Below are 2,317 nucleotides of genomic sequence, written 5' to 3'. Positions count from 1 at the left end.
GGGTCGTCCAGCGCTGTCACGTAGAGTGCCGACCGGCCGGAAACCGGCCAGCGCAACGGTGTGCGGCCGGGCCACGCGCTGTTCGTCACCACGACCACTGACAGTCCGGCCGCCTGCGCTGCCGTCGCGCCTGCTGCTGAGTCCTCCAGCGCCACCGAGCCCCGCGGGTCGGCCCCGAGTCTTCGGCAGGCGGCCCGGTAGACGTCCGGCGCCGGTTTGGGCGCCGCCACCTCGTCGGCGCTGACGACCGCCCGGAACGCCGGCCGCAGACCGGCCCCGCTCAGCACCTCGGCCAGCACCCCGGCCGGCGCGTTCGACGCAACCGCCAGCGGAACCCGCCCGGCCAGCGTGGAAACGAGTTCCAGCGCCCCCGGCAGTGCGGCGGGCGGCCGGAGTTCCACCGCTGTCCGCAGCGCCTCGTCCAGCATCTTCGCGACCCGGCCGGTCTCCCCGGACTGGCCGGCCCACAGGGCGATCCGCGCGGCCGCCGCCCCCACCGACGCCCCGGCCAGCGTGGCGAACTGCCGGTCGCTCAGCTCCAGCTCCAGGGCCTGCGCCCCGGTCCGGAACGCGGTGTACCAGGCCGCCGCCGTGTCCAGCAGCAGGCCGTCGCAGTCGAAGACCACGGCACGGCAGATCGCGGACATGGGCACCTGACCCTTCCCGTGGTCGGAACATCTTTCCGAAGTGTAGGGCGAAACCGAACTGTTTTCCAGAGTTCATCCGGAAGAGGTCCCATCCGGAGGTTTGAGCGCCTATCCTTCACCTGTTGAATCCCTGCTTCCGCACAATGAAACGGACAGCGATCATGACGGAAACTCCCGCAGCCCCACCCGACGAGCGCACCGTCCGCCGTGCCGTGGCCGGCGCGGCCATGGGCAACGCCGTGGAATGGTTCGACTACGGCATCTACGCCTACCTCGCGACGAGCATCGGCCTGAACTTCTTCCCGGACGCCGACGAGACCGCCCGGTTGCTGCTGGTCTTCGCCGGGATCGCGATCCCGTTCGTGCTGCGGCCGTTCGGCGGCATCATCCTGGGCCCGCTGGGCGACCGGTTCGGCCGTCGCCGCGTGCTGTCGTTCACGATCATCATGATGTCGGCCGCGACGTTCGTGATCGGGCTGATCCCGAACTACCGGACGATCGGGGTGGCGGCGCCGATCCTGCTGCTGCTGGCCAGGCTGGCGCAGGGGTTCTCGACCGGCGGCGAGTACGGTGGGGCGGCGACGTTCATCGCCGAGTACGCGCCGGACAAGCGGCGCGGGTTCTACGGTTCGTTCCTGGAGTTCGGCACGCTGATCGGCAACGTCGCGGGCGCCCTGCTCGCCACGGCTGTCCAATTGGGACTGTCGGAGGCGGCGCTGAACAGCTGGGGCTGGCGCATCCCGTTCCTCGTGGCGGGTCCGTTGGGGCTGGTCGGCTGGTACCTGCGCACGAAGCTGGCCGACACGCCCGCGTTCGAGAAGGCGGAACGGGCCGGCGCCACGTCGCGGGTGCCGTTGAAGGAGACGTTCACCAAGATGTGGCCGCAGCTGCTCAACCTGATCGGGTTCGTGATCCTGCTCAACGTGGCGATGTACACGCTGATCGCCTACATGCCGACGTATTTGACGGAGGTGCTCGAACTCGGCGACACGGCGTCGCTGCTGATCCCGCTCGGGCTCATGGTCGGGATGCTGTTCGTCATCAACGCGGTGGGAGCGTTGTCGGACCGGGTGGGCCGCAAGCCGCTGTTGCTGACGGCCGCGATCGGTTTCCTGGTGGTGAGCTGGCCGGCGATCGCCCTGCTGGAGACCCGGTCGGTGTTCGGTGCGGTGGCGGGCATGGCGATGCTGTCGGTGCTGCTGGTGCTGATGCTCGGCACGATCGGCTCGGCGCTGCCCGCGATGTTCCCCACCCGCAACCGGTACAGCGGCTTCGCCATCGGTTATTCGACGTCCACCGCGGCGTTCGGCAGCACGGCGCCGCTGGTGATCACCGCACTGATCGACGGCACCGGCAACACGGCGATCCCGGCGTTCTACCTGATGGCCGCCGCCGCGATCGCCATCGTGCCCATCATGCTGATGCCGGAGACCGCCGGAGTACCCATCAACCACCCGACGCGCATCCCCGGCAGGACGCCGGTCGCCAACGCAGAGGAAGAGGCACTAGCCCCCTCCTGACCAAAAAGCAGGACCGGGCCGACGCGAAAGCGAGGCCCGCCCCTGTCTTCTGTCTCCAGCAACCGCCACCCGGCAACGCAAAGCAGCCGACTACCCCAACCAGACCTCCCCCGCCCCCGATCCACAGCTGATCTTTAGTCGCCGACCAGC

The 2,317-nt window shown here is 69.4% G+C and carries 2 protein-coding genes; one reads left to right on the top strand and one right to left on the bottom strand.

Going from position 1 to position 2,317, the window contains the following annotated elements; translation table 11 throughout:
* Nucleotides 1-647 (bottom strand): HAD family hydrolase (locus L2C96_RS16225; RefSeq protein ID WP_237336782.1); only part of this gene is annotated, 647 nt, incomplete at its 3' end.
* A 161-nt stretch (nt 648-808) separates the two neighbouring features.
* Here L2C96_RS16225 and L2C96_RS16220 point away from each other — a divergent pair.
* Complete coding sequence (locus L2C96_RS16220; RefSeq protein ID WP_237336781.1) at nt 809-2,167, top strand: MFS transporter; 1,359 nt, start codon at nt 809-811, stop codon at nt 2,165-2,167.
* The last annotated feature ends 150 nt before the right edge of the window (nt 2,168-2,317 follow it).

This window comes from Amycolatopsis tucumanensis, assembly GCF_021654135.1.
In the GTDB taxonomy this organism is placed as follows: Bacteria; Actinomycetota; Actinomycetes; order Mycobacteriales; family Pseudonocardiaceae; genus Amycolatopsis_E; species Amycolatopsis_E tucumanensis.
This window is presented reverse-complemented; position numbering and strand designations above follow the sequence as displayed.

Bases quoted from the DNA above. Each gene is read 5' to 3' on its own strand.
- L2C96_RS16220 (WP_237336781.1), top strand. From the start codon at position 809: ATGACGGAAACTCCCGCAGCCCCACCCGACGAGCGCACCGTCCGCCGT.